The sequence below is a fragment of the Alkalihalobacillus sp. BA299 genome, from assembly GCF_017745675.1.
Taxonomy (GTDB): domain Bacteria; phylum Bacillota; class Bacilli; order Bacillales; family Bacillaceae_F; genus Alkalihalobacterium.
This window is the reverse complement of record NZ_JAFLJM010000004.1, coordinates 172,819-193,069: the sequence shown is the minus strand read 5'-3', so window position 1 is coordinate 193,069 and position 20,251 is coordinate 172,819. Positions and strand designations below refer to the sequence as shown.

Sequence of the window (20,251 nt, the reverse complement as noted above, 5' to 3'; positions counted from 1 at the left end):
ATAATATCCCTTCTTTCATGAAAAACTATGTTTGAACTTAATATTAAGGAGGGATAAATATGTCAGTTTTAGATAATTGGGATCAGTGGAAGGACTTTCTAGGAGATCGTCTTAACCAAGCACAAAATGAGGGAATGAACCAAGCCGTTATTTCCGATGTAGCTTATCAAGTAGGAGAATACTTAGCACAACAAGTTGAACCTAAAAATGAACAAGAGCGTATTTTAGCTGATTTATGGAAAGTAGCAGATGTGCAAGAACAACACGCTATTGCCAATATGATGGTGAAGCTTATACAAAACAATCAATAATCGAAGGTGCTGCAATGATTTGCAGCACTTTTTCGTTGTAAAGAGAAATAAAAAATAGAACATGACAAACAGCATCTCAAGTGATGTTAGAAAAATGTTTGAAAATTAATTGTGATGTGAAAAACTATGAGAAGTCAATAGAAATGACTTGTTTATTCGACAAGTATTAGCGTAAAATGATATTATAGAAGTTCAAATGGCAAATGATTCATACTGATTAATTTATTGATAATTCAAAACAATTTTATTTATTAATAAAAATAAATGTTTGGAATAAATAATACATATACAAAGTTCTCAAACAAGATGAGCTCAAATGGGATAACCTTTAATCAAAGGAGGGAGGGTACAAAATATGAAAGAATGGTATTTAGAGTATCAAATACATAAAAATCGACCTGGATTATTGGGGGATATTGCATCACTCCTTGGAATGTTATCCATTAATATTGTTACAATAAATGGAGTTGAAGACAGACGGCGTGGTATGCTCATTCGTAGTACTTGTGATGACCAAATTGAAAGGTTTCATTCAATACTTAATACAATTGACAATATAACAGTCATAAAGCTACGTGAACCTCATTTAAGAGATCGAATGGCGATCCGTCATGGACGTTATATTGAACGTGACGCAGATGATAAAAAAACATTTCGTTTCGTACGTAATGAATTGGGTTTACTAGTTGATTTTATGGCAGAGCTAATGAAAAAGAATGAACATTCGTTAATTGGAATTCGTGGTATGCCTCGTGTTGGAAAAACCGAATCGGTTGTAGCAGCTAGTGTTTGTGCAAATAAAAGGTGGTCTTTTATTTCATCGACATTACTTAGACAAACTGTAAGAAGTCAGTTAGCCGATGATGAATTGGGCGGAAATCATATTTATATTATTGATGGAATTGTGTCTACGATGAGAGCAACTGAAAAACACAGAATATTAGTAAATGATGTGATGAGACTTCCGGCAGTCAAGGTTATTGAACACCCTGATATTTTTGTAAGGGAAACTGAATTTACATTAGACGATTTCGATACAATCATTGAGTTGCGAAACGATGAGTCAGAGGAGATTTCATATGATGTCGTTGAATCTGGTTTTTCATCTTTCGATATTAGTTAAGTTGGTAGGTGTTTTCATTGTCTGAATTAGGCCAAAGATTAAAAGAAGCAAGAGAACAAAAAGAAATAAACCTAGATGATTTACAGAAGACAACGAAGATTCAAAAACGGTATCTTCTCGCAATTGAAGAAGGTAATTTTGATGCGCTACCAGGAAAGTTTTATGCACGTGCATTTGTTAAAAATTACGCCGAAGCTGTTGGGTTAGACGCTGAACAAATTCTTCAAGAGTTTGGTAATGAACTACCTAACCCTCATAAAGAAGGACCTGAATTACCTTCTAGACGAACTGTCCGCGCCAAAAAAACACCAACTAATTCTAAGAAAAAAACAAAAGGCTATTCAATAATTCCTGCGTTAATCGCTGGGATCATTATTATAGTAGTTTTTGGTGTTATTTGGGTTTTTGCCCAAATGAACACCAAAGATGGTGCAGATGGAGTTATCACAGAGGAACAAGATGATGCTTTTGAAGGAGAAATTAGTGAAGAAATCCCTTCTGGAGAAGGAATACCAAATGAAGAAGATGAAGCGCAAGATCAAACAGATGAGGATCAGGCAGTCCCAGCTGAAGAAGTGGTTGAAGAACCAACACAAGAGCAACAGCTTACTCAAACAAATATATCTGGTAACCAGAGCTTTTATACATTAGATGGGGTCGATACATTTGAAGTTAAGCTCTCCTTTACTGGGCGAAGCTACGTTGGAATTCAAAATGCAAAAGGGAACTCTTTTTATGCATCTGAAGCAAAAGGAGGAGATGAATTAGAATATGATTTTAGTTCAGAAGAAGAAATCACTTTCAACCTTGGTGCTTCGCAAAATGTAACTATGGAAATTAATGATGAACCATTTGAACTTCCACTTGATGTTGTTCACCAAAAAATAACGATTGTTTTTCAACCTGCAAATCAATAATCAATAAGCGAAGAGTACAGTCATCCTCTTCGCTCTTCTTATGTGTTAATATTGTAGGTTATAACAATGTTACAACAATTTCTCAATTTGGTATAACCTATGGTACAATAGTTATTAAGTTGACATGGGTATATACTTTTTAAAGTAAGGAAGGATGTAAAATTATGGCTAAAGAACATTCTTTTGATATTGTTTCTGAAATTAATTTACAAGAAGTAGATAATGCTATACAACAAGCTGTAAAAGAAATCCAAACAAGATACGACTTTAAAGGGTCTAAGAGTTCCATAGAACGTACAGATAATGACAAAATAACGTTGATTTCTGATGATGAATACAAGTTAGAAAGTGTTATTGATGTGTTAAAGGGTAAATTTATTAGACGTGGCCTTTCACAAAAGTCAATGGATTTTGGTAAAATTGAAAAAGCATCAGGTGGGACTATTCGTCAAGTGATTACACTTGTTTCCGGCATTAGTACAGAACGGGCGAAAGAGGTAACAAAATTAATAAGAGACTCTAAGGTAAAGGTAAAAGCGCAAATTCAAAATGAGCAAATTCGAGTGACTGCAAAAAACATCGATGACTTACAGGATGTTATTCAACTAATAAAATCAAAAGATTTGGAGTTCCCTGTTCAATTTGTCAATATGCGTTAAATAAGTTGAAAAGTTAAAGTTAGGGAGGATCTTTGTGAACGTTCCAAATCAAATTACAATTTCTAGAATTTGTCTTATTCCCATCTTTATGATATTTTTAATTGTTCCAATGGACCTAGGAACCATTAAAATACTTGGTACAATTATTCCAGTTTCCCATTTTATAGCAGCGTTAATTTTTATTATCGCTGCAGCAACAGATTGGTTAGATGGCTATTATGCTAGGAAATATAAGCTTGTAACAAATCTAGGGAAGTTTTTAGACCCTTTAGCGGATAAGCTATTAATTACAGCTGCTCTGATTTCTCTAGTTGAATTACAATTGGCTCCTGCATGGATGGTTATCGTCATTTTAAGCCGTGAATTTGCTGTTACTGGTGTAAGACTCGTCGCAGCTGCTGATGGTTCAGTTATTGCTGCTAGCCCTTTAGGTAAGCTCAAAACGGTATTTCAAATTATTGCTATCTCTACGTTGATGTTACATAATTTTCCGTTCGCACCATTAGGATTCCCGTTTGCTAAGCTTATGTTATGGATAGCAACCATATTAACGATTATTTCGGGCATCGATTATTTTATGAAAAATAAACATATTTTCTTAAAGGCATAATTCAGCCATATATTGGTATTTTCATGTCAACAATTCTGTATGTGAGGTGCATGAATGAACAGTGAAATAATTGCTGTAGGTTCGGAGCTCTTATTAGGTCAAATTGCTAACACAAATGGTCAATTTCTATCTCAACAACTAGCTCCACTCGGCATTAACGTCTATTACCATACAGTTGTAGGCGATAATAAGACCCGTCTACAAGAAGCCATTAAACAAGCCAAAAAGAGAGCGAATCTTATTATCATTACAGGAGGCCTAGGGCCGACTAAAGATGATTTAACAAAAGAAGCGGTTGCGGAACTATTAAATTGCTCGTTGAATTACGATATGCCTTCATTGCAACGTATCGAAGCTTACTTTGTTAATAGTAAGAGAACTATGACAGAAAATAATAAAAAACAAGCTCTAGTTTTTGAAGAAGCTACCGTTTTAAATAATGATCATGGTATGGCCCCTGGAATGGCAATATGTAAAGATGGCATTCATTATATGTTATTACCTGGTCCTCCAAAGGAATTAAAGCCAATGTTTACTACTTATGGACAGTCCTATTTATTAGCGCACTTGCATGAACAGTCTATTATTCATTCAAGAGTCCTTCGGTTCTTTGGCATTGGTGAGGCTAAACTTGAAGAAGTTCTAATAGATTTAATTGAAGCACAAAGTAACCCAACCATTGCACCGCTAGCAGGCGATGGGGATGTGACGTTACGCTTAACTGTGAAGCATAATGAAAAAGTAGAAGCGCTCTCATTATTAGATGAATTAGAGGCTAAAATACTAGCTCGAGTTGGGTCGTTTTTTTATGGCTATGATGATACATCGCTTATGCAAGAGTTAGTGAATAGGTTATTAACAAAAAAAATCAAAATAGCAACCGCTGAAAGTTTAACAGGTGGATTGTTTAGTCAACAACTTACAAATTATGCGGGTGTTTCTGAAGTTTTTTCTAGTGGTGTCGTAAGTTATTCTAACGAAATGAAGGAGAAAATCCTTTCGGTGTCAAAAAATACATTAGCAGAGTATGGTGCGGTCAGTAACGAATGTGCTATTGAAATGGCAGAAGGTATTAGGAGGTTATGTAAAGCTGATGTTGGGATTAGTTTTACAGGTGTAGCAGGACCGAATCAAGTTGAGGGTAAGGGTGTAGGTACTGTATTTATTGGTGTTGCTTTACCAAATGGCGAGTCAAAAGCATTTTCATTAAATCTATCTGGTACTCGCGGACAAATTAGAGAACGATCTGTAAAATATGGCTGCTATTACTTGCTGAAAGAATTATAAAGGTGGAATTATAGAGCATGAGTTATTTTAAAGATTTTAATATTACAGACCAAGTGAAAAAAGCAATTCATGATATGGGATTTGAAGAGCCATCTCCTATCCAAGAAAAGGCAATCCCTGTCATCTTATCTGGGGATGATGTAATTGGACAAGCTCAAACAGGAACAGGAAAAACTGCCGCGTTTGGTATTCCTGTTGTAGACAAAGTAACAGAGGACCGCTATGTTCAAGCACTTATTTTAACGCCGACACGTGAATTAGCGATTCAAGTTTCAGGAGAACTGCAAAAGTTAACGAAGTACAAAAAAATACGAACATTACCTATTTATGGAGGTCAATCGATTTCACACCAAATTCGAGCATTGAAACAAGGGGTGCAAGTTGTTATAGGTACTCCTGGTCGAATTACAGATCATATTAGAAGACAGACATTAACTCTTGATAGAGTACATACGGTAGTACTTGACGAAGCAGATGAAATGTTAGATATGGGTTTTATTGAAGACATTGAAGCCATTTTAAAGCAGGTAAACCGTGAACGACAAACTTTATTGTTCTCAGCGACAATGCCTCCTCCAATAAAAAAACTTTCATACAAATATATGAAAAAGCCGAAGCTGGTTGCAATCAGTAAAGGAGAGGTTACTGCACCATCAATTGATCAAGTCTACTATAAAGTGCTGGAACGTAATAAATTAGACTCACTTTGTCGTATTATTGATAGTGAGGAAATTGATCTTGGAATTATTTTTTGTCGTACGAAAAAAGGGGTTTCGGAATTAACCGAAGCACTTCAGGCGAGAGGATATATTGCTGATGGTTTACATGGGGATTTAACGCAATCACAACGTGACAACGTCATGAAGAAATTCCGAGACTCAACAATCGAATTTTTAATTGCAACCGATGTCGCAGCCCGTGGAATAGATGTTGATAATGTAACCCACGTCATTAACTACGATATCCCGCAAGATCCTGAGAGCTACGTACATCGAATTGGAAGAACAGGACGTGCGGGTAGAAAAGGGCTAGCGCTGACATTAGTAACACCACGAGAAATGAAACATTTGCGTTCGATAGAAGATGAGATAAAGATGCCGATTCCTTCAGAAAACGTGCCAACCTTTGCTGAAGTGATAGAGAAACAACAAGAAACATGGAAGAAGCAAATTGAAGAAGCAATGAATGAAGATAAAGATAGCGAATGGTTTGCGCCACTAGTTCATGAACTTCTTAACACATACCCAGCAGAAAGAGTTGTTACTGCTTTGCTTAAGAGAAACTTCCTTAATGATAATACGATGGATGATGATGGCTATAACTTCGGTGAGACCGGTGGTGCTAAAGGGATGGTTCGCTTCTTTATCAATGTTGGTAAAAATGTAAATATGAGTCCAAAAATTCTGATTGAGGAAATTTCTGAACTCGTTGGCATACCAGGTAAAGCTGTTGGACGAATCGATATTTTTGATAAGTTTACATTTGTTGAAGTTCCTGAAGAAGTTGCACCGTTTGTTTATGAAGCCCTTCGATATTCACGGATTAATGGTGCTCGAGTAAATTTAGAGCCAGCTAAACCACGTCCAAAACGTGAAAAACGCCCATTAAAATGATAATATAAGACTTATTAGTGTCTGTGCCCCTCAATTGAAGATCTTAGCTGTTAAGCTTATATCATGGTTGAGGTGCCTGACACTTTGTTTATATGTTATCTCACTCTTCTAATTTCCCTTCTCATTACTTAATTCCATTTATATACATTAAATAAAAAACGAATAAATGTTCGTAAAATCTATTGGCAAAATAAAAAAAACAAGTTATCATAAGTAGAGACATATGAGATATGTTGCTACGTACTTGGTTGATATAAAAATTCAATGTGCGTATTAAAAATATGGCCTTTGAAGTGGTAAAAAATATTTTCATATATTTGAGGAGATGACATAATGAGTGACAGAAAAGCCGCATTAGAGATGGCGTTAAGACAAATTGAGAAGCAATTTGGTAAAGGTTCTATTATGAAGATGGGGGAGCAGGCTGAAACAAGAGTATCAACGATTTCAAGTGGTGCATTAGCATTAGATATTGCTCTTGGTGTAGGTGGGTATCCACGTGGGAGAATTATTGAAGTGTATGGACCTGAATCTTCAGGTAAAACGACAGTTGCACTGCATGCAATTGCAGAAGTGCAACGCCAGGGTGGACAAGCTGCTTTTATCGATGCAGAGCATGCTCTTGACCCGGTTTACGCTAAAAAATTAGGTGTAAATATTGATGAGTTATTGCTATCACAACCTGATACAGGTGAGCAAGCGCTAGAAATAGCTGAAGCACTAGTTCGCAGTGGGGCTGTTGATATCGTTGTTATCGATAGCGTGGCAGCTCTTGTTCCAAAAGCGGAAATTGAAGGAGAAATGGGTGATAGTCATGTTGGATTGCAAGCACGACTTATGTCTCAAGCCCTTCGTAAACTAGGTGGAGCAATAAATAAATCAAAGACACTTGCAATCTTTATTAATCAGATTCGTGAAAAAGTAGGCGTAATGTTTGGAAATCCAGAAACTACTCCAGGTGGTCGAGCACTGAAATTCTATTCTTCTGTTCGTTTAGAAGTTAGACGTGCTGAAACATTAAAGCAAGGTAACGACATGGTAGGAAATAAGACAAAAATTAAAGTCGTAAAAAATAAAGTAGCTCCTCCTTTCAAAACAGCTGAAGTAGATATTATGTACGGAGAAGGTATTTCAAGAGAAGGATCTATTTTAGATATTGCAGCAGATCTCGATATCGTTCAAAAGAGTGGGGCATGGTACTCCTTCAATGACGAACGTCTAGGTCAAGGACGTGAAAATGCAAAGCAATTTTTAAAAGAGAATGTAGATTTAACTGCTGAAATCGAGAAATTAATTCGTACGCATCATGGACTTGACGGTGAGATTACAGTAGAAGCTCCTAGTGAAAGTGAGTTTGAAGACTTACCATTAGATTTAAAGTAATAGAGTTATAATAGGATAGTGCAGAATGACGTCTAATAAAACGACACTTTTATTAGGCGTATTCTGCTTTCAAAAAGGAACAACAATCAGAACAATTTACCGCACCTTTAGGGGTGCTTATTCTTTTTAAGAGAGCGAGGGGTGCTGTTTGAAGTTTCTTTACTTTACTGATACGCACATTCGTGGGACGACGCCTAAAAATCGACTGGATACGTTTGTTGATACTCTAAAAGCAAAACTAGTAGAAATTATGGAGATTAGTCAAAGTGAAAACGTAGATGTTCTGCTTCATGGAGGGGATGTGTTTGATCGTCCAGACTTATCACCAAACGTTGTTGGACAATTTGCTCAAATTTTTCGTCAAGCGAAAGCCCCTATTTATGCCATATCAGGTAACCACGACACGTACGGTCATAATCCTGAAACAATTTCAAGGACGATGCTTGGCCTATTACATGCTTTTGGTATTATTACAGTGATTTCTCCAGATACCCCTTTATTGATTGAAAAAAATGGTATTAAGGTTCAAGTATCAGGGCAACCGTACCATTATGATATTGATCAACGGGATGCAAAGCTTGATTATTACCCTGAGAATCAATGTGGTGCAGACATACTAATCCATCTCGTTCATAGTATGCTTGTGGAAAAGGCCCTTCCAGATGGAATTCCTTTTACGATAATCGACCACATTTGGGGGACTACGGCGGATATCATTTTAACAGGCCATTTTCATGGTGGGTTTGGAATTAAAGAAAGAGATGGAAAGTATATATGTAACCCCGGTGCAATTGCAAGGGTGAATAATCATTGGTCTGAAATTAGCCGTATTCCAAAGGTGATTATTGGCGATGTTTCACAGGATGGAATTAAGTTAACTGAAGTGCCTCTACAAACTGCACTAAAGGGTGAAGAGGTATTAGATCGTAGTTTTCTTGAAAAAGCTGTTCATCAAGAAGAAAAGCTAAACTCATTTATTCAGCAAGTGAAAGAGCAGTCTGAATTCCAAACGATAAATATGAAGCAGATCATTACTCAAATAGCCTCTATGTCAAATGTAGATGATAAGGTAAAATCAGAAGCTTTACGAAGAATTGAAGTTATTGAAGAGTTGTGGAAGGGTGGAGACCATGAATTGGATTAAAGAGGTTCGTCTTGAAAATTTTCAGTCCCACCTCGATACGTCCATCTCGTTTACAAACGGACTCAACGTCATTGTAGGGCAGTCAGATAGTGGGAAAACAGCTATTTTGAGAGGGATACGCTGGGTTTTATTTAATCAACCTCGAGGTACCGATTTTATGAGAGTTGGTGGAGATTTTGTCCGTGTCACATTAACGTTTGCTAGCGAGTGTAGTATTGTAAGAGAGAGAACTAATTCAAAGAATCGTTATATTATTAAGGAACCTGGAAAAGACGAACTCGTTTTAGAAGGATTCGGTATCCATGTTCCTCAAGAAGTACTAGATGCTCATGAAATCTATCCACTGCGAATTGATCGAGATATGGAATTATTACTAAATGTTTCTCAGCAATTAGACGGTCCATTTTTACTTGAACAGACAGCCTCAGTAAGGGCTAAGACGATTGGAAGAATTAGTGGAGCACATTATATTGATATGGCTGTAAGAGACACAACTAAGGATGTGGCGAAGCTCCAACAACAAACGAGACACGTCGAAACAGAAGTAGAAGTATTGAAAGAGAAAATCACTCCGTATCAATTTTTAGACAAAGCAAAGGAACAGCTGGACGTATCAGAACGTAAATTTCATCTTCTAAAAGAAAAAGATGCTAAACGATCAAGGCTAGAACTTTTAAAAAGGCAGTTACAGGAATTTGTGAAAGAAAAAGAAAAAGTTGAAAAGCGTCTAACCATTCTGAAGGAGATAGAAGAATGGAAACGAAATTTAGAAAGATTGCAATTTATCAATGAAAAAAAGAGATCCTTCCAAATAAAGCACGATCAACTAATTGAAGTAAACAAAGCAATGAATACGTGTAAACATTGGATTAAAAAAACGAATAATGTAGATTTCGCAAAGAAGAATGCAACAACGATAACGCAAAAATATGATCGTCTTAACCAAGTCAAACAAATAAATGATATGTATAATCACTTAAATCGTAGTTTAGTAGATGTAAAGGTAATAATCAATCAGACAGGGTTTGCAACCCATTCTGAAGAACAAAAGGTCCAAGAATTATTTAACAAAGTAAGGGTGACTATCGAACTACGCCATCTACAACTCCGATATCAGTCAAATATCGACCAGGCCAATACATTGAGAAAAACGATCAATCGTTTAAAGCTAACAAAGCAATGTGAAGTAAGACATGACAATTTACAAATTAATATTCAACAATTAGAGAAATATAAACTAATACAAGATAAGTTAGTAGATGTAAAGAAACGACTCCAGGATGGTGTTACCTTTATTTCACAAAAGCAACAAGAAGAACAACAGTTACGACAAGAGTATGAGCAGCGATTACTCGAAAAGGGAAAGTGCCCAACTTGTGGTGGTCACTTAAGTAGTACAGCGATAAAAAAATTATTAACATAACGGTGGTGGGCAAAATTGAAGCATGTTGAACATGAACTTACAAAAATAAAAGAAGCAATTGATAAAGCAAAAGATATGCGGTACCGTGCAGAGGCAAAACTAGAGGAGTTAGAAAACCAACAAAGAAGACTTTTAAATGAACTAGAAGAGCTCGGTGTAAAGCCTGAAAACCTAGAAGAAGAAATTCAAAAGTTAGAAGAGGCAATTGTGAAAGGGTTAGCAGAAACAAAAGCCATGATTCCAAAAGAATTGATGGGAAAGCATGAGTAAATTTCAACAGTCTATTCATGACTTAGAAAAGGTGTTACAACAGTCAAAAAATGAATGGCTTCGATTGGATGCAAACCGAAAATTGTTAACAGAACAGTTAGAAGAAAAGTTGAGTACATTAGAACAATATTATGAAACAAAGGACACCTATGAAAAAGCAAGAATTCTATTACAGCAGTCTGCTGAGTACGCACGTGAACAAGCTAAGCAGCAAATTGAAAGTTTAGTAACAAATGCATTACAGTTTATTTTTGGTCCATTATTTGAATTTCAAATTGAAATTGATGAACAAGGTAATAAACCCGTTGCTGAATTTTACGTCGTATCTGATTATGAAGGGATCAAAGTAAAGACGAAACCACAAGAAGCACGTGGTGGTGGTGTAGTAGATATTGTTACATTAGCCTTACGTGTTGCACTCATTGAAACCATTCAACCGAAGATGGAGGGACCTCTTCTACTTGATGAGCCTGGGAAACATGTTTCAGGAGAATACGTTCTTTATTTATATGAATTTCTTAAATCAATAAGTACGATGTTTAATCGGCAAATTATTATGATCACACATAACCAACTTTTGGCACAATCAGGTGATCGTGCTTATTACGTAGACATTCGTGATGGCATGAGTGAAGTGAATCGAACTGACAATGCTTGACAACAAAATTATCCAACTATACAATTAAAAAGAATACGGCATTTTAAAATGTCATGTTTCCTTCATGAGGTGTGTAAGTTAACGCACAATAATTAACGAATGATAATATGACTTTTGGAACCAACAATTAGATAGCAAGAGGAGGTGACTACATGGAAAACGTCTTACTCATCTCCATTTTGCTTGTTGTCTCTGCAGGTGTTGGTGCAGTTGTTGGATATCTTGTTCGAAAATCCATTGCCGAAGCGAAAATTTCTAGTGCGGAACAAGCTGCTAAACAGATTGTTGAAGATGGGAAACGAGAAGCTGAAGCTAGTAAGAAGGAAGCCGTTCTTGAAGCTAAGGACGAGGTTCATAAACTTCGCATAGAAGCTGAACGTGAGATTCGTGAACGTAGAAATGAGATTCAAAAACAAGAGAATCGTTTGGTTCAGAAAGAAGAGATCCTTGACCGTAAAAGTGAAACTCTAGATAAGAAAGAGGAATCATTAGAAAAGAGAGAGGAGTCTCTCGCCAAAAAACAACGACATATTGAAGAGATGGATAGCAAAGTGGAGGAAATCTTGAACAAGCAGAAGACGGAGCTCGAACGGATTTCTGGACTTTCCAGAGAAGAAGCGAAAGAAGCTATTCGAAGCGAAGTTGAGCAAGATCTTACTCATGAAATGGCTGTGTTAGTGAAAGACCGACTAACGCAAGCGAAAGAAGAAGCTGATAAGAAAGCTAGAGAAATTCTTTCGTTAGCTATACAAAGATGCTCAGCGGACCATGTGGCGGAAACAACTGTTTCTGTTGTAAGTTTACCTAATGATGAGATGAAAGGTCGCATCATTGGTAGAGAAGGTCGTAATATTCGCGCCTTGGAGACACTTACAGGGATAGATCTGATTATTGATGATACCCCTGAGGCAGTGATCTTATCAGGCTTTGATCCAATCCGAAGGGAAATTGCACGTACAGCTTTAGAAAAGCTCGTTCAAGATGGACGAATTCATCCAGCTCGTATTGAAGAAATGGTAGATAAATCTCGTCGCGAAGTTGATGAAACGATCCGTGAATACGGGGAGCAAGCAACTTTTGAGATGGGAATTCATGGCTTACATCCAGACCTTATTAAAATATTAGGTCGATTAAAGTTTAGAACCAGTTATGGTCAAAATGTCTTGAAGCACTCGATGGAAGTCGCTTACTTGGCAGGACTAATGGCTGCTGAACTTGGTGAAGATGTTCAACTTGCTCGTCGTGCAGGCTTACTCCATGATATTGGAAAAGCGATTGATCACGAAGTAGAAGGAAGCCACGTTGAAATAGGTGTAGAACTTGCTACAAAATACAAAGAGCATCCAGTTGTGATCAATAGTATAGCATCACACCATGGTGATACCGAACCAACTTCAATAATAGCCACACTCGTTGCTGCTGCTGATGCATTAAGTGCAGCACGACCTGGTGCTAGACGAGAAACTCTAGAAACGTATATACGTCGATTAGAGAAACTTGAAGAGATTTCCGAGTCTTTTGAAGGTGTTGAAAAGACTTATGCAATTCAAGCTGGACGAGAAGTTCGTATTATGGTAAAACCGGATATTGTTGATGATGCACAAGCCTATAAACTGGCTCGTGATATCACGAAAAAAATTGAAGAAGATCTTGATTACCCAGGTCATATTCGTGTTACAGTTATACGCGAAACTAGGGCAGTTGAGTATGCAAAATAAAGTGGTGAAAACCACTTTATTTTTTTCATCATAGGAGATATCATATATGACTTGAAAAAAAACATAATTTATATTTATGATTGAAGTAGTGATATACATAACGTTAGTATGATTGTAGAAAAGAGGCTTTAAATGAAAATATTATTTGTTGGAGACGTAGTAGGCTCATCAGGTAGAGCAATGGTAAAAGAATTCTTACCGAAATTGAAAAAAAAATACCGACCACAGCTTTCAATTGTAAACGGTGAAAATGCTGCTGGAGGAAAAGGTATTACCCAGAAAATATATAAAGGTTTTCTCGATGCGGGTGCTCAAGCAGTGACTCTTGGGAACCACACATGGGATAATCGTGAAATCTTTGAATTTATTGATGATGCAGGGTCGCTAGTTCGACCAGCCAATTACCCAGAAGGAACACCAGGCCGAGGCTACACAATTATTAAGATAAATAGTATAGAAGTTGCTGTTATTAACGTCATGGGAAGAACTTTTCTCCCGCCAAATGATTGTCCATTTCGAAAAGTAGATGAAATTTTAGAACAAGTTCAAGATAGAACCCCATTTATATTTGTTGACTTTCATGCAGAGGCAACAAGTGAAAAACAAGCGATGGGTTGGTATTTAGATGGTAGAGTTTCAGCTGTTGTTGGAACACATACACATGTTCAAACAGCTGATCAACGAGTATTACCTAAGGGAACAGCCTATCTTACTGACGTTGGGATGACAGGCCCTTACGACGGTATATTAGGAATGGAACGATCCGCTGTATTAAATAAGTTTTTGACCAATTTACCAGTAAGGTTTGAAGTTGCAAATGGACGAGAGCAATTAAATGCTGTTGTCATTACAATTGATGATAAGAATGGGCGTGCTCAATCGATAGAGCGTGTATTAATTAACGAGGATTCTCCATTTTTCGAATGATAAATGCTAGAATATTTTGAAAATACCTTCTTAAAAGCAGGAATATAAGAAAATATCGTGAATATATTTAATAAGCGGCAATATTCATCATTAAGGAGGTACAAGAAATGGAAATATTAAAAGTTTCAGCAAAATCTACACCCAATTCAGTAGCAGGAGCACTTGCAGGTGTCATAAGAGAAAGAGGCGCAGCAGAAATTCAAGCTATTGGCGCGGGTGCTTTAAATCAATCCATTAAGGCCATTGCAATTGCGAGAGGGTTTGTTGCCCCAAGTGGGATTGATCTCGTTTGTATTCCTGCTTTTACGGATATTGAGATTGATGGTGAAGAAAGAACGGCGATAAAATTAATTGTAGAGCCACGATAAGTGCTCATAACACAAAGGCTAACTTTAGAGCGCACCTCTCAAGCTTTTAAGGGAGAAAATGCGCTTAAGTTAGTCTTATTTTTGTGTATTTTTAATGTTTTATTAAAAAAAAGTAAAAAAAATAATAAAAACCTTTGAAGTATGTAGTCATCTTTTGTTAAAATTATGACAAGATCGTGAACAAATTTTTAGTTCCGATTATTTTTCAACAAATTTCAACGTTTTCACTATTTCGTAATATTTTCCTTATAAGTCTTGCTTTTTCTTGTGGATAGATTTATTATTGTAATCGTTTAGTACATAATTATTCATCATGAGCATGACACGTAGAAGACCCATTCAATTCGCCTAGTGAATTTACTAAGGGATTTACTATGCATATAGTGGAAACAGTCATTCTCATTTAATACGCCAAAGGGGTGGAGAAAATGATCAATCAACTTTCTTGGAAAGTTGGAGGACAGCAAGGGGAAGGTATTGAAAGTACCGGAGAAATCTTTGCTATTGCACTTAATCGTTTAGGGTACTATTTGTACGGGTATAGACACTTTTCTTCTCGTATCAAAGGTGGACACACGAACAATAAAATCAGGGTAAGTACAAAGTCACTTAATGCAATTTCAGACGATTTAGATATTCTTGTAGCATTTGACCAAGAGACTATTGATGTAAACTACCATGAACTTCGTGAAGGTGGAGTTGTTGTTGCTGATGCAAAGTTTAAACCTACACTTGCAGAGGACTCTAAAGCGACATTGTATGCGGTTCCATTCACAGAAATTGCAAATGACCTAGGCACTTCACTTATGAAGAACATGGTAGCAGTTGGTGCATCAAGCGCAATTCTTGGTTTACCTGTAGAAGCATACCGTGAAGTTGTAGAAGAAATTTTTAAGAAAAAAGGTATGTCAGTTGTTGAAAAAAATATGGATGCTATTCAAGCTGGTGCTGATTTCTTTAATAAAGAAGCCGGTGGTCAAATTGAATCTCTACAGTTGGAAAAAGCAGACGGAAAGAAACGTATGTTCTTAATTGGTAACGATGCAATCGCAATGGGTGCAGTTGCTGGTGGATGCCGTTTCATGCCTGCATATCCTATTACTCCAGCATCCGAAATTATGGAGTACTTAATTAAAAAACTTCCTGAATTTGGCGGAACTGTTATTCAAACGGAAGATGAAATTGCTGCATGTACAATGGCTATTGGTGCCAATTATGCAGGGGTTCGTGCGCTAACTGCATCAGCTGGACCTGGATTATCATTAATGGCAGAAGCAATCGGTCTTTCAGGTATTACTGAAGTCCCATTGGTAATCGTTGATACTCAACGTGGGGGACCAAGTACTGGTTTACCAACAAAACAAGAACAATCAGATTTAATGGCAATGGTTTATAACACTCATGGTGATATTCCGAAAGTAGTAATTACGCCAAGTACTGTAGAAGAGGCGTTCTACGATACAATTGAAGCGTTCAATATTGCTGAAGAATATCAATGCCCAGTAATCATTGTAACTGACCTTGCTTTATCGTTAGGAAAACAAACTGTTGAACCACTAGATTTCAATAAGATTGAAATTCGCCGTGGTAAGTATAATTTTAATGAAGAGTTACCAGAGCGTGTAGATGGAGAGTACTTTAAACGTTTTGCAGTAACGGAAGACGGAGTATCTCCTCGTGTAGCACCGGGAATGAAAAATGGTGTTCATCACGTAACAGGTGTTGAGCATGATGAAACAGGTAAACCATCTGAAAGTCCTGAAAATCGTGTAGCTCAAATGGACAAGCGCTTACGTAAATTAAATTCATTAGCGGATCGTTTTGATACACCTGTATATGCCAATGCAGAGCATGATGAAGCAGACCTGTTAATCATTGGTATTAACTCTACACGTGGTACAATTAATGAAGCAATGCCACGTCTTGAAGCAGATGGAATAAAAGTAAACCATGCACACGTTCGTTTACTACATCCATTCCCAACAGAACAACTAAGACCGTTAATGGAACGTGCTAAAAAAGTTGTAGTTGTAGAAAATAACGCAACCGCACAATTAGCAAGTATTATTAAAATGAATGTTGGCGGAACTAATGTTGAAAGCATGCTTAAATATGACGGTAATCCATTCCTGCCATCAGACATCTACAAACAATGCAAGGAGTTGGTCTAAATGGCAACATTTAAAGACTTTCGTAATAAAGTAAAGCCTAACTGGTGCCCAGGTTGTGGTGATTTCTCGGTACAAGCAGCTATCCAACGTGCCTCTGCAAATGCTGGATTAGAGCCAGATAATCTTGCTGTTGTGTCTGGTATCGGATGTTCAGGACGTATTTCAGGTTATATTAACTCATATGGTTTCCACGGTGTTCATGGCCGTGCTTTACCAATTGCCCAAGGTGTTAAAATGGCAAACCGTGAATTAACAGTTATCGCTTCTGGTGGTGACGGTGATGGGTTTGCGATTGGTATGGGTCATACAGTCCACGCGATCCGTCGTAACATCGACATTACGTATATCGTAATGGATAACCAAATTTACGGTTTAACAAAAGGTCAAACATCACCACGTAGTGAAATGGGCTTTAAAACAAAAAGTACTCCAGGTGGTTCAATTGAGTCTGCGTTAAACGTAATGGAGACAGCTTTAACTGCAGGAGCAACATTTGTAGCACAAAGCTTTTCAAGTGACCTTAAAGAACTAACATCTTTAATCGAACAAGGGATTAACCATAAAGGTTTCTCACTAATTAATGTATTCAGTCCTTGTGTTACATTTAATAAAGTGAACACGTATGACTGGTTTAAAGAAAACTTAACTAGTCTTTCTGCAATCGAAGGTTACGACCCATCAAATCGTATGCAAGCGATGCAAACGTTAATGGAGAACAACGGTCTAGTTACAGGACTTATCTACCAAGATAAAGAAAAGAAATCGTACCAAGAATTAGTTAATGGTTACGACGAAAAAGGTCTTTCTAAACAAGACTTAAAGCTTGACGAAGAGAAATTTAATCAGCTAATGGCAGAGTTTATGTGATTAAGCAATGCTAAGTATAGAAGAGACGTTCATGATACTGTGGACGTCTCTTTTAATATATCATATTTAAACGCTAACATAAAGAAAATTCTGAAAAATGTAACTATTTAAAAAATTTTATTTCTGGTGATAAAACTTAAATATATGTATTAGGAAGTGTTAGCCACAATGTTGTACAACATGCACATTGCCCCGTACTAGTAGCTAATTAGTTATCACATGGTGCTAGGCGCTTTTATCACTTTAATGTAGTAAAGGTGCCTGGCACCATTTTGTTTGTTTTTTCGATAAATGTCATTAGATCTTCAATGGTTATTCTTATCAAATGTTGTGTACAATGGTAGAAGCGTATATAATATAAATTTGTACGTCTACATTCTATTTCTATGATAACAACAAGAAAGGAGATAAAAATGATGAATGAAAAAAACAACAAAAGCGAAAAGGTTTCCGCTCAGGACGTAAAATCCTCTAGTGGAAATCGTGCTAAAGATTACGGCAAATATTTTGATTTCTCAAATGCCAAAGTAACAGAAACAGAAGATGGTAAAAAGGTAATGAAAATTAGTGGTCGTAGTATTTTAATTAGTGAACAACCTGATTATGCCAAAGGAAAGCGCCGTGGTAAAGAAGATGTTCAAGTTCATTATGACTTTAATATTCCCGAGGATATGAAAGAAATTGGGAAAGAGAAGTCTTTCTTAATCCGTACTTATGGCTGTCAAATGAATTATCATGATACAGAAAACATGGCAGGAATGTTGCTTGAATTAGGCTTTTCTGAAACAGATGATACGAATAAAGCAGATATCATTATTCTAAATACATGTGCAATTCGTGAAAATGCAGAAAACAAAGTGTTTGGTGAGATTGGGAATTTAAAACCGTTAAAGAGAGAAAGACCAGAGTTAATCTTAGCTGTATGTGGCTGTATGTCTCAAGAAGAGGGCGTTGTAAATCGTATAATGCAAAAACATCAGCATATCGATTTAATTTTCGGTACTCACAATATTCACCGCTTACCTCACTTATTGAAAGATGCAATTTTCGGGAAAGAAATGGTCGTTGAAGTTTGGTCAAAAGAAGGCGACATCGTTGAAAATATGCCTCGTAAACGTCAAGGGAACACGCAAGCGTGGGTAAACATCATGTATGGCTGTGATAAGTTTTGTACGTATTGTATTGTACCTTACACACGTGGTAAAGAGCGTAGTCGTCTCCCAGAAGATATTATTGCTGAAGTACGTGAACTTGCGCGACTTGGCTATAAAGAAGTAACACTTCTCGGTCAAAACGTAAATGCCTATGGTAAAGACATCGAGGGAAGAGAGTATGGTCTTGGTGACTTAATGGATGAACTACGAAAAATAGATATTCCAAGAATTCGTTTTACGACAAGTCATCCAAGAGATTTCGATGATCACTTAATCGAAGTTCTTGCTAAGGGCGGTAATTTAGTTGAGCACATCCATTTACCTGTTCAGCATGGTAACACAGAAATATTAAAACTAATGGCTCGTAAGTATTCTCGTGAGCAATATTTGGAGTTAGCTGGTAAAATTAAAAAGGCTATCCCAAATGCTTCATTTACGACAGATTTGATTGTCGGGTTCCCAAATGAAACGGAAGAACAGTTTGAAGATACACTTTCATTAGTGCGTGAAATTGAATTCGATAGTGCGTATACGTATATTTATTCTCCTCGTGAAGGTACGCCTGCAGCAAAAATGGTTGATAATGTACCAATGGAAGTTAAAAAGAAACGTCTTGCTCGCTTAAATGCTTTAATTAATGAAATTTCAGCAAAGAAAAATCTGGACTATCAAGACCAAATTGTTGAGGTTTTAGTTGAAGGAGAAAGTAAGAAAAATCCAGAAATCCTATCTGGACGCACACGTACAAATCGTCTTGTGAACTTTAAGGCACCTAAATCTGTTATTGGAGAAATAGTGTATGTAAAAGTAACGGATGCAAAAACGTGGTCGTTAGATGGAGAAATGGTTGAACTAGCAGAGGTGAATAAATAATGGAGAAAGTGTACACGAAAGATGAAATCGTTGCGAAAGCAAAAGAACTAGCAAAAATGATTGCGGAAACCGAAGAAGTAGATTTTTTTAAAAAAGCGGAAAAGCAAATTAATGAAAATATAAAAATTCAAGAGTTAATGGCGAAAATTAAAAGTACACAAAAAGAAGCTGTTAACCTTCAACATTATGGTAAAACAGAAGCATTAAAAAAAGCAGAAGAAAAAATTGATGCATACCAAGATGAGATTGATCAAATTCCTTTAGTTCAGGAATTTAAAAATAGCCAAATGGAAGTAAATGGTATACTTCAACTCGTGTCAACGACGATTTCTAATACAGTAACAGATGAAATTATTAAGTCGATGGATGGAGATCTACTGAAAGGAACGACAACCAAAAGTCCATTTAGCTCTGGTGGTTGCCATAGCTAAGGCTAAGAAACTTCGAAGCTGACTCTTTTTTATAGAGTTAGCTTCTTTTTGTTATATGCTTTCATGATTGCTAAATAAAACTGTGCATTGCTTTGCTAATATATAAAGATTTTTTGATACTATTCATGTATTTACTATTCTGTGAATATTCTATATTAACCAAAGAAAAACTGACCGAAAAATAATTTCATGAAATCTAGAAAAAAGACATAATTGCAAGGTTTGGCTCATATCGTTTTATAGATTATGTGTATTGGAATTATCGTTCTCTTTTTTACAACGAAGAAAATTAAATTTTAGGCACAATGGTTATTCGCCCTGCATAGGATGGAAGTGAAGAAATT

The 20,251-nt window shown here is 36.6% G+C and carries 20 protein-coding genes; all 20 read left to right on the top strand.

From position 1 onward, the window contains the following. The first annotated feature begins 59 nt into the window (after nucleotides 1-59). A complete protein-coding gene (locus J0N78_RS07040) occupies nucleotides 60-311 on the top strand; it encodes a DUF3243 domain-containing protein (protein ID WP_209122323.1) in 252 nt (83 codons plus the stop codon). 355 nt (nucleotides 312-666) lie between these two features. Next, nucleotides 667-1,434, top strand: a complete 768-nt coding sequence (locus J0N78_RS07035) for a YmfK family protein (protein WP_209122322.1) — start codon at nucleotides 667-669, stop codon at nucleotides 1,432-1,434. A gap of 8 nt (nucleotides 1,435-1,442) precedes the next feature. Then, nucleotides 1,443-2,351: a helix-turn-helix domain-containing protein gene (locus J0N78_RS07030; protein ID WP_374193886.1), complete on the top strand. Its 909-nt coding sequence runs from the start codon at nucleotides 1,443-1,445 to the stop codon at nucleotides 2,349-2,351. 164 nt (nucleotides 2,352-2,515) lie between these two features. Beyond that, on the top strand, nucleotides 2,516-3,010 hold the full coding sequence (locus J0N78_RS07025) for a YajQ family cyclic di-GMP-binding protein (RefSeq protein ID WP_209122320.1): 495 nt from the start codon (nucleotides 2,516-2,518) through the stop codon (nucleotides 3,008-3,010). 34 nt (nucleotides 3,011-3,044) lie between these two features. Next, nucleotides 3,045-3,620: a CDP-diacylglycerol--glycerol-3-phosphate 3-phosphatidyltransferase gene (pgsA, locus tag J0N78_RS07020; protein WP_209122319.1), complete on the top strand. Its 576-nt coding sequence runs from the start codon at nucleotides 3,045-3,047 to the stop codon at nucleotides 3,618-3,620. Between the two features lie 54 nt (nucleotides 3,621-3,674). Continuing rightward, nucleotides 3,675-4,907 carry a competence/damage-inducible protein A gene (locus J0N78_RS07015; protein ID WP_209122318.1) on the top strand — a complete coding sequence of 411 codons (1,233 nt, stop codon included), beginning with the start codon at nucleotides 3,675-3,677 and terminating at the stop codon, nucleotides 4,905-4,907. A gap of 17 nt (nucleotides 4,908-4,924) precedes the next feature. Then, a complete protein-coding gene (locus tag J0N78_RS07010) occupies nucleotides 4,925-6,520 on the top strand; it encodes a DEAD/DEAH box helicase (RefSeq protein ID WP_209122317.1) in 1,596 nt (531 codons plus the stop codon). A gap of 333 nt (nucleotides 6,521-6,853) precedes the next feature. Continuing rightward, the gene (gene recA, locus J0N78_RS07005) at nucleotides 6,854-7,903 is read left to right on the top strand and encodes a recombinase RecA (protein WP_209122316.1); all 1,050 of its coding nucleotides are present in this window, start codon (nucleotides 6,854-6,856) and stop codon (nucleotides 7,901-7,903) included. 148 nt (nucleotides 7,904-8,051) lie between these two features. Then, nucleotides 8,052-9,047, top strand: a complete 996-nt coding sequence (locus tag J0N78_RS07000) for a metallophosphoesterase family protein (RefSeq protein WP_209122315.1) — start codon at nucleotides 8,052-8,054, stop codon at nucleotides 9,045-9,047. Beyond that, entirely contained in the window at nucleotides 9,034-10,470 is a 1,437-nt protein-coding gene (locus J0N78_RS06995; protein WP_209122314.1) for an AAA family ATPase, read from the top strand. Before J0N78_RS07000 ends, J0N78_RS06995 begins: the two co-directional genes overlap by 14 nt. 15 nt (nucleotides 10,471-10,485) lie before the next feature. Continuing rightward, on the top strand, nucleotides 10,486-10,740 hold the full coding sequence (locus tag J0N78_RS06990) for a hypothetical protein (protein WP_209122313.1): 255 nt from the start codon (nucleotides 10,486-10,488) through the stop codon (nucleotides 10,738-10,740). After that, nucleotides 10,733-11,398, top strand: a complete 666-nt coding sequence (locus J0N78_RS06985; RefSeq protein WP_209122312.1) for an ATP-binding protein — start codon at nucleotides 10,733-10,735, stop codon at nucleotides 11,396-11,398. The genes J0N78_RS06990 and J0N78_RS06985 overlap by 8 nt, the downstream gene beginning before the upstream one ends. A 152-nt stretch (nucleotides 11,399-11,550) precedes the next feature. Continuing rightward, on the top strand, nucleotides 11,551-13,116 hold the full coding sequence (rny, locus tag J0N78_RS06980; protein WP_209122311.1) for a ribonuclease Y: 1,566 nt from the start codon (nucleotides 11,551-11,553) through the stop codon (nucleotides 13,114-13,116). A gap of 132 nt (nucleotides 13,117-13,248) precedes the next feature. Beyond that, entirely contained in the window at nucleotides 13,249-14,043 is a 795-nt protein-coding gene (locus J0N78_RS06975; protein ID WP_209122310.1) for a TIGR00282 family metallophosphoesterase, read from the top strand. A gap of 107 nt (nucleotides 14,044-14,150) precedes the next feature. Further along, entirely contained in the window at nucleotides 14,151-14,411 is a 261-nt protein-coding gene (locus J0N78_RS06970; protein ID WP_017727398.1) for a stage V sporulation protein S, read from the top strand. Nucleotides 14,412-14,839: 428 nt separating this feature from the next. Continuing rightward, entirely contained in the window at nucleotides 14,840-16,582 is a 1,743-nt protein-coding gene (locus J0N78_RS06965; RefSeq protein ID WP_209122309.1) for a 2-oxoacid:acceptor oxidoreductase subunit alpha, read from the top strand. After that, nucleotides 16,583-17,449 carry a 2-oxoacid:ferredoxin oxidoreductase subunit beta gene (locus J0N78_RS06960; RefSeq protein ID WP_209122308.1) on the top strand — a complete coding sequence of 289 codons (867 nt, stop codon included), beginning with the start codon at nucleotides 16,583-16,585 and terminating at the stop codon, nucleotides 17,447-17,449. A gap of 140 nt (nucleotides 17,450-17,589) precedes the next feature. Continuing rightward, complete coding sequence (locus tag J0N78_RS26485) at nucleotides 17,590-17,661, top strand: universal stress protein (RefSeq protein WP_209122465.1); 72 nt, start codon at nucleotides 17,590-17,592, stop codon at nucleotides 17,659-17,661. Nucleotides 17,662-17,865: 204 nt separating this feature from the next. After that, nucleotides 17,866-19,476, top strand: a complete 1,611-nt coding sequence (gene miaB / locus J0N78_RS06950; protein ID WP_209122307.1) for a tRNA (N6-isopentenyl adenosine(37)-C2)-methylthiotransferase MiaB — start codon at nucleotides 17,866-17,868, stop codon at nucleotides 19,474-19,476. Next, nucleotides 19,476-19,907, top strand: coding sequence for a YlbF/YmcA family competence regulator (locus J0N78_RS06945; RefSeq protein WP_209122306.1), 432 nt, complete (start codon nucleotides 19,476-19,478; stop codon nucleotides 19,905-19,907). Before miaB ends, J0N78_RS06945 begins: the two co-directional genes overlap by 1 nt. Nucleotides 19,908-20,251: the final 344 nt, after the last annotated feature.